The organism is Microbacterium sp. GXF0217 (assembly GCF_054798195.1).
On sequence record NZ_JBSJZG010000002.1, the window covers coordinates 362999 to 374334 of the forward strand.

Annotated in this window: 10 protein-coding genes; 6 read left to right on the top strand and 4 right to left on the bottom strand. The window is 69.4% G+C overall.

Going from position 1 to position 11336, the window contains the following annotated elements:
- Window positions 1–44: 44 nt before the first annotated feature.
- A complete protein-coding gene (locus ACWAT3_RS05025) occupies window positions 45–3734 on the bottom strand; it encodes a choice-of-anchor I family protein (RefSeq protein ID WP_460796390.1) in 3690 nt (1229 codons plus the stop codon).
- A gap of 223 nt (window positions 3735–3957) precedes the next feature.
- On the opposite strand from ACWAT3_RS05025, the gene ACWAT3_RS05030 reads away from it, so the two are divergent.
- The 5 genes from ACWAT3_RS05030 (at window position 3958) to ACWAT3_RS05050 (ending at window position 8895) form a co-directional block, all read left to right on the top strand.
- Entirely contained in the window at window positions 3958–4404 is a 447-nt protein-coding gene (locus ACWAT3_RS05030; protein WP_460796392.1) for a hypothetical protein, read from the top strand.
- 81 nt (window positions 4405–4485) lie between these two features.
- On the top strand, window positions 4486–6009 hold the full coding sequence (locus ACWAT3_RS05035; RefSeq protein WP_460796394.1) for a CoA-acylating methylmalonate-semialdehyde dehydrogenase: 1524 nt from the start codon (window positions 4486–4488) through the stop codon (window positions 6007–6009).
- A gap of 36 nt (window positions 6010–6045) precedes the next feature.
- Window positions 6046–7194, top strand: coding sequence for an acyl-CoA dehydrogenase family protein (locus ACWAT3_RS05040; protein ID WP_460796396.1), 1149 nt, complete (start codon window positions 6046–6048; stop codon window positions 7192–7194).
- Entirely contained in the window at window positions 7191–8075 is an 885-nt protein-coding gene (gene mmsB, locus ACWAT3_RS05045) for a 3-hydroxyisobutyrate dehydrogenase (RefSeq protein WP_460796398.1), read from the top strand. The genes ACWAT3_RS05040 and mmsB overlap by 4 nt, the downstream gene beginning before the upstream one ends.
- A 43-nt stretch (window positions 8076–8118) precedes the next feature.
- Window positions 8119–8895: an enoyl-CoA hydratase-related protein gene (locus tag ACWAT3_RS05050; RefSeq protein WP_460796400.1), complete on the top strand. Its 777-nt coding sequence runs from the start codon at window positions 8119–8121 to the stop codon at window positions 8893–8895.
- A gap of 86 nt (window positions 8896–8981) precedes the next feature.
- Here ACWAT3_RS05050 and ACWAT3_RS05055 read toward each other — a convergent pair whose 3' ends face one another.
- From ACWAT3_RS05055 to ACWAT3_RS05065, 3 genes are read right to left on the bottom strand one after another with little or no spacing between them, the layout of a single operon-like run.
- Window positions 8982–9425 (bottom strand): YdeI/OmpD-associated family protein, encoded by a 444-nt coding sequence (locus ACWAT3_RS05055; protein ID WP_460796402.1) that lies wholly within the window; start codon window positions 9423–9425, stop codon window positions 8982–8984.
- A gap of 10 nt (window positions 9426–9435) precedes the next feature.
- The gene (locus ACWAT3_RS05060; protein ID WP_460796404.1) at window positions 9436–9888 is read right to left on the bottom strand and encodes an SRPBCC family protein; all 453 of its coding nucleotides are present in this window, start codon (window positions 9886–9888) and stop codon (window positions 9436–9438) included.
- Complete coding sequence (locus tag ACWAT3_RS05065) at window positions 9888–10424, bottom strand: MarR family winged helix-turn-helix transcriptional regulator (RefSeq protein WP_460796405.1); 537 nt, start codon at window positions 10422–10424, stop codon at window positions 9888–9890. The genes ACWAT3_RS05060 and ACWAT3_RS05065 overlap by 1 nt, the downstream gene beginning before the upstream one ends.
- Window positions 10425–10557: 133 nt before the next feature.
- Between ACWAT3_RS05065 and ACWAT3_RS05070 the strand changes: the two genes are divergently transcribed.
- The gene (locus ACWAT3_RS05070; protein WP_460796407.1) at window positions 10558–11334 is read left to right on the top strand and encodes an electron transfer flavoprotein subunit beta/FixA family protein; all 777 of its coding nucleotides are present in this window, start codon (window positions 10558–10560) and stop codon (window positions 11332–11334) included.
- Window positions 11335–11336: the final 2 nt, after the last annotated feature.

Sequence of the window (11336 nt, forward strand, 5' to 3'; positions counted from 1 at the left end):
CGCCCCTCGCATGATGCCGAGGGACGGGGCGCTGTCGGGCGTGATCAGTCCGCGAGCACTCCGCGACGACGCGTGACGAACAGCGCGGCGCCCGCGGTGAGCAGCGCGGCTGCTCCGAGCGCGATGCCCCACGGCGCGGCGGCACCGGTCGTCGCCAGGCCGCCGGTGGCGAGTACGGTCAGCGGCGTCTCGATCGGCTCGAGATCGCCCGAGGCGATCACGAGCGTGTGCGCACCCGGTGCGAAGTCCGCCGGAATCGCGACCGTGAACTCGACAGTGCCGGAGGCGTCGGCCGCCGGGATGCCCTGGACCACGATCGGGTCGCTGTGCAGCGTCGCCGTGATCTGCTGTCCCGCGTCCAGGCCTGTGACCGAGACGGTGAGCGTGTCGCCCTGCTCGACCTGGTCGGACGAAAGGGAGACGGTCGCCCAGGCATCCTCAGCGGGCTCGCTCGGACCGGGCGTCGGCTCCGGCGTCGGCTCGGTCGAACCGTCGGCGACGACCGCGCGGCCGAGCTCGGCCGGGGAGACCGGGCTGTTCGTGGCGAAGTACGCCACGGTGGCGGTCAGGTCGACCTGGCCGGTGTCGGTGCGGTCGGTGCCCTCGGCGAAGGTGGTGAAGTTGTCGCCACCGGCCGCGAGGAACGAGTTCGTCGCGACGGTGTACTCGGCGGTCGGGTCGACCTCCGCACCCTGGAACGACATCGACACGATGCGCTCGCCGCGAGCGGCCTCGGGGTCGTACTCGTAGCTGAAGCCCGCCGAGACGCCGAGGTGCAGCTTGGGCCGCTCCGAGCCGTCCGGCTGCCACTGCTCCTCGAGGATGTCCTTCAGCTGCGCACCGGTCAGCGTCACCGTGACCAGCGTGTTCGCGAAGGGCTGGACGTTGGCGACGTCACGGTAGGTGAGCGTCCCGTCCGTGCCATAGAGCAGGTCGGCGCGCAGTCCACCCGGGTTCATGATTCCGATCTGCGCCGGCGTTCCTGCGTAGTCCTCGTTGGACGTGGCCCACAGGTACAGGTCGGCGACCGTGTTGCCCAGCGTCGACTCGACGCCGCGGTCCGCACCGGCCGGCTCCCCACCGCGCAGGATGTCGGCCGTGATCGAACCGACCTCGACCGAGCCCTCCTCGTCGGCGGTGGCCTGGGCGGCGGTGACGATCTCGGCGACCTCGGGGTCAGCGGGGAAGGCGGCTGCGCCGTCGACCACGAGCGGGACCAGCGCGCCCTCGATCGAGACGAGATCCTTCGACGCGGTGTCCACCGAGATGTCCAGCTTGCCCAGCGTCGTGCCGTACTGGTGCGCCTGGATCACCGGACGCTCCACGCCCGTCGGACCCTCGATGACGCAGGAGTAGCTCTGGTGGGTGTGGGCGGACACGATCGCGTCGATCTCGGCCGAGGCGTCGTGCACCAGCGCGCCGAAGTCGGTCGTGTCCGCTTCGACGGCCTCGCAGGAGGACTGCGCAGCACCCGTGTGCGAGAGCAGTACGATCACGTCAGCGGCATCCGCTTCGGTGATCTCCGCCGCGACACGGTTCGCGGCCTCGAGCTGGTCGCCGAACTCGATGTCGGCGATGCCGGTCGGGGTCACCATGGCTGCCGTGTCGGCCGTGACGGTGCCGATGAAGGCCACGCGCACGCCGTCGACGTCCTCGACGTAGTACTCGTCGAGCGCCGGAGTGTCGGTGCCCTTCAGGTACACGTTCGCGGCCAGGCCGTACTGTCCGCCGCCGAAGCGGGGCAGGACGCGGTCGGTGAGGTCGACGAAGCCCTGGTCGAACTCGTGGTTGCCCGCTGCGCTGACATCCAGACCCGCCGCAGCCAGGGCGTCAATGGTCGGGTTGTCGTCGTCGATGAACGAGGTGAACGTGGACGCGCCGATGTTGTCACCGGCCGACACGAACAGCGTGTTCGGGTTCTCCGCCTCGAAAGAGTCGACGGCGCCGGCCACGACAGCGGCCCCCGCCTCGCCGTTTCCGAGGTTCTCCTCGATCCGGCCGTGGAAGTCGTTGATCGTCAGGACCTGGATGTCCGTCGTCGTGCCGGTGTCCTCGGCGCCGATCGCGAACAGGGTGACCGTTCCGGAGACCTCGTTCGCGACGGCGAGCAGCGGCTCGCCGGTGGCGGACTCGGCGGCCGGGATGAACGCGATGCCCTCCGCGCCGAGGTCGCCGGCCTGGGACAGCACGGCGGTCGGGTCGTCGGCATCCTCGACCGAGACCGAGAAGTCGCGGTTGTTGACGTAGGTCACGAACGACGAGGCAGCCGGGTCGGTGATGTCGAACACGGCGACGCCGCCGACGCGCTCGAAGCCGATGAACGCGTAGGTGCGCCCGTCGACCTCGCCGATGGTGAGGTTCTCGGGCTCAGGGCCCTTGTCGTCGCTGCGGCCCTCGAGGTTGGACTCGCTGTGGTTGGAGTTGAAGAACTCCGGAACGGCCGCGGCCGTGATCTGCTCGAACGCGTCGCCGGAGTCGAAGATCTGCTCTCCGTCCGTGGTCCAGATCGAGAAGGAGCGTCCACCGAACGAGTACAGCTCGTCGTAGCAGCCCTCGGCCTCGTTGAAGCCGTTCTCGATGGTGACGTTGAGGCGGCCGAGGTCGGCGTCTCCGGTGAGAGCGGCGAGGTTCTCGCAGACCGGGCCGTAGCCGTCCTCCGCCAGATCCTTCACGCGGCTCGGCTCGACGTAGTCTCCCCATTCGCGGGCGTCGCCCTCGTTCGCCGTGACGAGATAGGTCGTGCCCCCGGCGGTGTACGAGTTGAGGCCGTCGGGCATGTAGATGCCCTTGAGGCCCTCGAACGTGCGGATGTCGATGACATCGTCCTTGTCGCTGGCATCCAGACCATTGCCCTCGAGCGAGTGGTCCGTGAAGCCCAGCGAGAAGATGTCGGTCACCGTCGCCGAAGCCAGATCGACGGTCGCGATCGCGTTCGCCTCCTGCAGAGCGGCGTACGCGGTGCCGCCGTCGACGGCGATGTACTCGGGCTCGAGGTTGCGGCTGACCGGGAAGTCGGCCTCGGGTGCCGGGCCGAACACGCGCACGTCGGCGGGCAGCGTCTGAGCGCCGCCCTCTTCGAACGCGTGGAAGTCGGCGATGCGGACAGCGTCCTGTGCCGGAGCGGCGATCGTGTCGGGAAGCGAGACGATCGCGACCGAGCCCTCAGGGTCGCTCGAGAAGTCGTCTGCTGGCTCGCCCTCGTTCGCGACGACGGCGTACGCGCCGTCGGCCGAGAAGGTCACCATGTCGGGCAGAGCGCCGACGGTCACCTGGCCGAGGATCGCCGACTCGGCATCCGCCGCGTTCGCGTCGAAGAAGACCAGATGGCCCTCGTCCGTCTTCACCGGCGCCTCGAAGGCGATCACGCCGAGGCCGTCCTCGCGGATGGCGACAGAGTTCGCGACACCGTCGGACTCGATCGAGAACAGCTCGGCGATGGCGGTCGGATCGGCGTAGTCCAGCACGTCGACCGAGCCGGCCTGCGCGTTCACGACGAACAGGCGGTCGCCGTGCGCGTGCACGATCTCGGCGGCCGACTCGTCGAAGACGCCGGATTCGAAGGTGCCGACGGGCGACAGCGCGAGGGCTGCGTCCTCGGCGGAGTGGACGATCGGCGAAGGCACGATCGCCGCCTGGGCGGCGGAGACCGCGATGAGCGGTGTGAGCGCGAGGGCACACGTCAGGGTGGCGGCGGACGTCGTCCAGACGGCGCGCCGTGAGGGGCGAGAGGGCATCATTTCCTCGGGGTTCGGGAGCGGGCGGGATGGGCGCGCGACGACGCTCATGGCCGTAAGAACAGCCGAGACCTGACTATCGGCCGTGGATGGCGACCGGGTGAACGAACGGGAAACAGCCGGCACACCACTCGCTCTGCACCGACGGCGCGGAGGCGGGATGTTGTCCACAACCCGCAGAATTCCGTGACCGGGTGCGCGGCGCCTCGGCGATCATCGCCTCATGACTGATGCGAACACGACCCTCAAGGACCTGGTCCTCGACCGCGATGACGACCTCCGTGACCTGCTGCACGTCCTGCTGCGGCAGGCGAACCTCCACCAGATGTGGCTGCTGTTCATCGATGAGCACGGCCGCCTCGGCGATCCGCTCATGCCGATGGACGACTACCCGGACGACCCGCACGAAGAGGTGGAGGTCGATGACCTCGGCCGCGTCGACCAGGCGCACCTGCTCATGCACCGCAGCGGCATGCTGCTCGAGGCCACAGGCAACGCGAGCGTCGTACTGGTGTGGGAGCGGGTGGGCCCCAGCACGCTGGACGATGAGAATCGAGCATGGGCACGTGCGATGGCCGCTGCCGCCACCGTGCTCGGCGTGCCGCTGCGCGCACAGTTCCTGCTGTACAACCGGGGAATCCGTCAGCTCCACGCGGACGACTACCTCTAGATACTAGGACACCCTAGTAAATCAGAGAGGGGCAAAGTAAACTTTCCTTGCGCCAACGAGGGCGCGAAGGGACTGCGCACAATGACTCGGATCATCCCCCATTTCATAGGCGGATCGCACGTGGCTCCCGACGGGGGCCGCATCGCTGACGTCTTCGACCCCAGCACCGGTGCCGTTCAGGCCCGTGTCCCGCTCGCGAGTGCCGACGAGGTCCGGCTGGCCATCGCCGACGCCGAGGCGGCGCAGCCGGGGTGGGCGGCGACCAACCCGCAGAAGCGCGCGCGGGTGCTGATGCGGTTCCTCGATCTCGTGCACCGCGACATGGACGACCTCGCCCGGCTGCTCTCCAGCGAGCACGGCAAGACGTTCGACGACGCCAAGGGCGACATCCAACGGGGCCTCGACGTCATCGAATTCGCCGCCGGAGCCCCGCACCTGCTCAAGGGCGAGTACTCGACGGACGCCGGTACCGGCATCGACGTCTACTCGATGCGTCAGCCGCTCGGCGTCGTCGCCGGCATCACACCGTTCAACTTCCCCGCGATGATCCCGCTCTGGAAGGCCGGGCCCGCGATCGCCGCCGGCAACGCCTTCATCCTCAAGCCCAGCGAACGAGACCCGTCCGTTCCCGTGCGGCTCGCGGAGCTGTTCCTGGAAGCCGGGCTCCCGGCCGGCATCCTCAACGTGGTGCACGGCGACAAAGAGGCCGTCGACGTGCTGCTCGAGGACGAGCGCGTCCAGGCGATCGGCTTCGTCGGGTCCACGCCGATCGCCGAGTACATCTACGCCACCGCCGCCGCGCACGGCAAGCGCGCGCAGTGCTTCGGCGGCGCGAAGAACCATCTCATCGTCCTGCCGGATGCCGACCTCGACCAGGTCGTCGATGCGCTCATCGGTTCCGGGTACGGATCGGCCGGGGAGCGCTGCATGGCCATCTCGGTCGCCGTGCCGGTCGGGGACGACACCGCCGATGCTTTGGCCGCCCGACTGACCGAACGGGTCGCGCAGCTGCGCGTCGGCCCGTCGCTCGCGGACGACGTCGACTACGGCCCGCTCGTCACGCGCGCAGCGGTCGAGCGCGTCGAGGGATGCATCCAGCAGGGCGTGGATGCCGGGGCGACCCTGCTCGCCGACGGTCGAGGTCTCGTCGTCCCCGGGCATGAGAGCGGGTTCTTCCTCGGGCCGACCCTGTTCGATCACGTCACCACGGACATGTCGATCTACCGGGAGGAGATCTTCGGGCCCGTCCTCGTGATCGCGCGAGCGCGGGACTACGAGGAGGCGTTGGCGATGGCATCCGATCACGAGTTCGGCAACGGGGTCGGAATCTTCACCCGCGACGGGGACGCGGCCCGCGACTTCGCCGCGCGGGTGAACGTCGGCATGGTCGGCGTGAACGTGCCGATCCCCGTTCCGCTCGGGTACTACACCTTCGGCGGGTGGAAGCGCAGCGGCTTCGGCGACCTGAACCAGCACGGTCCTGACGCGTTCCGCTTCTACACGAAGACCAAGACCGTGACGAGCCGATGGTCGGCCACCGGCCTGCGCTCGGCGGCTGAGCCCGTCGAAGCGGGCGCCAGCTTCGTCATGCCCACCACGCGCTGATCCGGCGCCACACGACACATCCCACAAGGAGTATCCATGACCCTCATGACGACGACAGAGGAGCGGCAGGCGATCCTGCAGGCGGTCCGCGAGTTCACAGAGACCGAGCTGGCCCCGTACGCGCTGGAACGCGACGAGAACCACGTGTTCCCCCGAGAGAGTCTGCAGCGCGGCGGCGAACTCGGACTCGGCGGCATCTACGCGAGCGAGGAGTTCGGCGGCACTGGCCTGTCGCGCATGGACACGGTCGCGATCTTCGAGGAGCTCGCCAAGGGCGACCCGGCTGTCGCGTCGTACATCTCGATCCACAACATGGTCGTCGGGATGATCGACCGGTACGGCGACGACGCCCAGCGGTCGCGCTGGCTGCCGGAGCTGACCGCGATGAGCGGCTTCGGCGGGTACTGCCTCACCGAGCCGGGCGCCGGATCGGATGCCGCGGCCATTGCCACGAGCGCGATCAGAGACGGCGACGACTACGTGCTCACCGGGGTGAAGCAGTTCATCTCGGGTGCGGGCGAAGCGGCGGTGTATGTCGTGATGGCGCGCACCGGTGAACCCGGCGCGCGGGGGATCACAGCGTTCCTCGTCCCCGGTGATGCACCAGGTCTCGCGTTCGGGGCTCCCGAGAAGAAGATGGGCTGGCACGCGCAGCCCACCCGCCAGGTGATCCTGGACGAGGTGCGCGTTCCGGCCGCCGATCGGCTGGGCGAGGAGGGCGGCGGCTTCAAGATCGCGATGTCGGCCCTCGACGGCGGACGCCTCAACATCGCGGCGTGCTCGCTCGGCGGAGCCCAGTGGGCGCTGGAGCAGGCGATCCGCTACGTGCACGAGCGCTTCACGTTCGGCGACCCGCTCGCCGAGAAGCAGAGCATCGTGTTCGCGATCGCCGACATGCGCGCGCAGCTGCATGCCGCACGGCTCATGGTGCACGACGCGGCCGCCGCGGTCGACACGGCCGCTGCGGATGCCTCGGTGCGCTGCGCGATGGCCAAGCGCTTCGCGACGGATGCCGGGTTCGACGTCGCGAACCGGGCGCTTCAGCTGCACGGCGGCTACGGCTACCTGCAGGACTACGGCATCGAGAAGGTGGTGCGCGACCTGCGCGTGCACCAGATCCTGGAAGGGACGAACGAGATCATGCAGCTGATCGTCGGACGAGAGACGCTGAAGGCCGCATCATGAGGATCGCATTCCTCGGCCTCGGCCACATGGGGCTGCCGATGGCCCGCAATCTCATCGCGGCCGGCCACGAGGTCATCGGCTTCGACGTGATGGCGTCGGCTCGGGATGCCGCGGCATCCGCCGGGATTCCCCTCGCCGACTCGGGAGCGGATGCCGCGGCATCCGCCGAGGTCGTCATCACGATGTTCCCAGCCGGCGCGCACGTGCTCTCGGCCTACCGGGACGGCCTGCTGGATGCGGCTCCCGCGGGCGCGCTCTTCATCGAGTCATCGACGATCGCGGTCGCCGATGCGCAGGAGGCGCACGCGCTCGCCGTCGCCGCAGGTCACCGCCAGGTCGACGCACCCGTCTCGGGCGGCGTGGTGGGCGCCGAGAACGCGACGCTGGCCTTCATGGTGGGCGGCTCGGACGACGACTTCGCCGCCGCGCAGCCGATTCTCGAGACCATGGGCAAGCGCATCGTGCACTGCGGCGGGCCGGGGCTCGGTCAGGCCGCGAAGGTCTGCAACAACATGATCCTCGGGGTCTCGCAGATCGTGGTCGGCGAGGCCTTCGTGCTCGCCGAGCGCCTCGGTCTCAGCCATGAGGCGCTGTACGAGGTCGCCTCGAACGCCTCGGGTCAGTGCTGGGCGCTGTCGACGAACTGCCCGGTGCCGGGGCCGGTGCCCACGAGCCCCGCCAACCGCGATTATCAGCCGGGTTTCGCGGGCGCGCTGATGGCGAAGGATCTGGGGCTCGCGCTCGAGGCGATCGAGCAGACGGGGACGGATGCTCGGCTCGGCCGGCTGGCGCAGGAGATCTATGCGGCCTACGCCGCGGGCGAAGGCGGTGGCCGCGACTTCTCCGGCATCATCGCCGACATTCGCGACGGGACCGTGTGAGGATCGTCTCGGGCGATTCGAAGCCGGTGAGTGAGGAGGCTCCATGAGCGAGTACGAGACGATCCTGGTCGAACAGCGCGGCCGCGTCGGGTGGATCACGCTGAACCGACCACAGGCGCTGAACGCCCTCAACGGGCAGGTCGCGACCGAGGTCACGGCCGCCGCGGTCGCCTTCGACGCCGACGACGGCATCGGTGCGATCGTCGTCACCGGCAGTGAGAAGGCCTTCGCCGCTGGTGCCGACATCAAGGAGATGGAGTCGATGACGGCATCCGAGATGCTCGCCACCGACCATTTCGGGATCTGGCGCGATTTCGCCGCCGTCCGCACTCCGGTCATCGCCGCCGTCAGCGGCTTCGCGCTGGGCGGCGGGTGCGAGCTCGCGATGATGTGCGACATCATCCTCGCCGCCGACACAGCGACCTTCGGGCAGCCGGAGATCAACCTCGGCGTCATCCCCGGGATGGGCGGCACGCAGCGGCTCATCCGCGCGATCGGGTACTACAAGGCCGCTGAGCTGGTGCTGTCCGGGAGGCTGATGGGTGCGGAGGAGGCGGAGCGCGCGGGGCTCGTCTCGCGCGTGGTGCCGGCATCCGAGCTGCTCGCGGAGGCGTCGACGCTGGCCGAGACGATCGCGGCGAAGTCGCTGCCGAGCCTGTACGCGGCCAAGGCCGCACTGGATGCCGCGATGGAGACGACCCTCGCCGACGGTCTCGCGCACGAGACGCAGGCCTTCGCCGGGCTCTTCGACACTGACGACCAGAAAGAGGGCATGGCTGCGTTCCGCGAGAAGCGGGCACCGCGGTTCACGAACAGTTGAGGGTGCGTCGAGAAACCACTGCGCGCGCGAGAAACGCCTGCACACATGGTTTCTCGCGACGAGAGTGGTTTCTCGCTGAGCGGGTGTCAGGCGCGCAGCGCCGTGAGCACCTTCTCCACGCGGCGGGCGCGCGTCTCGTCCGTCTTCGCCTCGGCGACCTGGCGGGCGTGCTCCTTGCGCTTCGAGTACGAGAGCGCGTCGAACGCGGCACGCAGCGCGGGGTCCGCGTCGAGCTCGGAGGTCAGTGCCAGTGGCAGGACGACTTCGCGCTCGGCGGCATCGACGGTGATCGCGACGTCGACCTCCTGGCCCATCTCCAGCCCCACCTCCGCGCGCGCGGCCTTGCTGAAGCCGATCATGTTCAGCCCGCCCATCCGGGCGATCCGGAGGCGGATGCGGCGATCGCCGAAATCGACGACCACCGGGAAGGCCTTGCCCGCACCGAAGGATGCGACCTGCTCGTCGGTGAGCACGATCGCGGCCGCAGGGCCGTGCGGCTCGAGGACGGTGTGCAGGCGCAGTTCGGTCATGCCGGACAGATTACGCGCGCTCGACCTCCGTGGCCAGGATGGCGCCGCGCTCGTCGATCAGCCGCCGCATGTACGCGCGCTGGAACAGTCGGTCGACGAGTGAGCCGATCGGCCCGAAGGGGGAGCGCAGCGTCACGGTGTCGCGCATCAGCGTCCCCTCAGGATGCTCGTCGAACTCGTGCTCGTGATGGAACTGCGCGAAGGGACCGCTGATCTGCTGATCGCAGAAGCGGTGCGGTGGATCGAGGTCGAAGACGACGGATGTCAGGTGGAACGGGATGCCGAAGTGCCGTGCGCGCCAGGTCACGGTCGAGCCCTCGGTGAAGACTCCGCCGTCTGGTCCGGCGACCATGGTCTCGCCGTAGCGGGCCATCGTCCGCACATGCAGCTGCGGGTCGAGGGATGCCGCGTACACCCGATCGGGCGCGGCACGGATCACCCGCTCGACGACGAAGGACGCCATCAGAGCGGATCGGGCTGCGGCCGCGGATCCGTGAAGTCCCCGGCATCCTTGCGGAGGCGCGCCACGATGCCGACGAGGTCGGAGGCGTCCTCGGAACTGATGCCCGGTTCGGTGAAGACCTCGGCGTTCAGGGCGGCCGTCGCGCGCTCGACGAGGTCGCGGCCGGCGTCCGTGAGGGCGAGCATCGCGGCCCTGCCGTCGTGCGGGTGCGGTTCGCGGACGATCAGCCCGTCGCGCACGAGCCGGTCGGACGTGCTCGTGACCGTGGTGGCGTGCACCTGCAGGCGGGACACCACGCTCGACAGCGGCAGGCGCTCGCGGCGGCTGAAGGCGAGCAGGCGCAGCACCTCGTAGCGCGCGAACGACAGCTCGAAGGGCTTGAGCGCCGCGTCGACTCTGGCGAGGAGCAACTGCTGCGCGCGCATCACTGAGATCACGACCGTCATGCCCTCTGCGGCATCCGTCCAGCCGTGCGCGAGCCATTGCCGCTTCGCCTCGGCGAGCGGATCGATCGGCAGGGGTCGGTGCTGGGCCACGTTTCCACGCTACCCGGACCTGCCGCCGAGTCCGTGCGGCGCGCTACGCTCGGAGGCGTGGGGCGCCCGGTGGTCGGCGGCCGTGGGACTGAGTTTCACCGGACTAGACTCGGAGTGTCGTGAGGAGCAATCGATGAAGATCTTCGTCCTGGTCAAGGAAGTGCCGGACACCTACGGTGATCGCCAGCTGAATCTGGAGACCGGACTCGCCGATCGTGCGGCGGGCGACGTGGTGCTGGATGAGATCACCGAGCGCGCTCTCGAGGTCGCGCTGCGCTACGCGGACGCGAACGCCGGGACCGAGGTGGTCGCCCTGTCGATGGCCCCCGCATCGTCCACGGCATCTGTGCGCCGAGCGCTCGCGATCGGAGCCGGCTCCGCCGTGCACATCGCTGACGAGCAGCTCGTCGGCGCCGATCTCGGGCTGACGGCCGAAGTGCTCGCGGCGGCGATCCGGCGCGGCGAGCCAGACCTCGTCATCGCCGGCAACCTCTCGACCGACGGCTCGGCCGGTCTCATCCCCGGCATGCTGGCCGAGCATCTCGGCTTCGCGCAGGCGACCGCGCTGAGCGCGGTGGAGATCACCCCCGAGGGCATCTCGGGCACCAGGGCAGCGGATGCCGGGGCGCAGCCGATCTCGGCATCCCTCCCGGCGGTGATCTCGATCACCGAGGCCTTGCCGGATGCCCGCTTCCCGAACTTCAAGGGCATCATGGCGGCCAAGAAGAAGCCGCTCGAGGTGCTCTCGCTCGACGATCTCGGCGTCTCCGCCGACCCCGGCGCGGCGCCGCGGACGATCATGACCTCCGTCGCCGAGAAGCCGCCGCGTGCCGCCGGCGTCAAGATCACGGACGAGGGGGATGCCGCAGCGCAGCTGGTCGACTTCCTCGTGCAGAACAGGCTGGTGTGACC

Bases quoted from the DNA above. Each gene is read 5' to 3' on its own strand.
- ACWAT3_RS05025 (WP_460796390.1), bottom strand. From the start codon at position 3,734: ATGCCCTCTCGCCCCTCACGGCGCGCCGTCTGGACGACGTCCGCCGCC.
- ACWAT3_RS05030 (WP_460796392.1), top strand. From the start codon at position 3,958: ATGACTGATGCGAACACGACCCTCAAGGACCTGGTCCTCGACCGCGAT.
- ACWAT3_RS05035 (WP_460796394.1), top strand. From the start codon at position 4,486: ATGACTCGGATCATCCCCCATTTCATAGGCGGATCGCACGTGGCTCCC.
- ACWAT3_RS05040 (WP_460796396.1), top strand. From the start codon at position 6,046: ATGACCCTCATGACGACGACAGAGGAGCGGCAGGCGATCCTGCAGGCG.
- mmsB (WP_460796398.1), top strand. From the start codon at position 7,191: ATGAGGATCGCATTCCTCGGCCTCGGCCACATGGGGCTGCCGATGGCC.
- ACWAT3_RS05050 (WP_460796400.1), top strand. From the start codon at position 8,119: ATGAGCGAGTACGAGACGATCCTGGTCGAACAGCGCGGCCGCGTCGGG.
- ACWAT3_RS05055 (WP_460796402.1), bottom strand. From the start codon at position 9,425: ATGACCGAACTGCGCCTGCACACCGTCCTCGAGCCGCACGGCCCTGCG.
- ACWAT3_RS05060 (WP_460796404.1), bottom strand. From the start codon at position 9,888: ATGGCGTCCTTCGTCGTCGAGCGGGTGATCCGTGCCGCGCCCGATCGG.
- ACWAT3_RS05070 (WP_460796407.1), top strand. From the start codon at position 10,558: ATGAAGATCTTCGTCCTGGTCAAGGAAGTGCCGGACACCTACGGTGAT.